Here is a 224-nt window from a genome sequence, read left to right as displayed (position 1 = left end):
CTAACAAATTCTTTTGATTTTCATTTATTGTTTTAGTATTATTCACTCTTGTTTGTTCTTGCTCTTTAAACTGATTTAATTTAGCCTGTCTTTGTAATTCAGCTTCTCTTTGCTTCGCTTTTTCCTCGGCTTGACGTTCTAATTCAACCTGTTTTTGTCTTGCTTTTTCCTCGGCTTGACGTTCTAATTCAGCCTGTTTTTGTCTTGCTTTTTCTTCGGCTTGA

At 34.4% G+C, this 224-nt stretch carries 1 pseudogene; it reads right to left on the bottom strand.

Going from position 1 to position 224, the window contains the following annotated elements:
- Positions 1 to 224: pseudogene (locus MR107_RS30975) on the bottom strand (excalibur calcium-binding domain-containing protein); the annotation flags it as partial.

Origin of the sequence: Bacillus cereus group sp. BfR-BA-01441 (assembly GCF_022663075.1) — a bacterium.
Lineage (GTDB): Bacteria > Bacillota > Bacilli > Bacillales > Bacillaceae_G > Bacillus_A > Bacillus_A cereus.
This window is presented reverse-complemented; position numbering and strand designations above follow the sequence as displayed.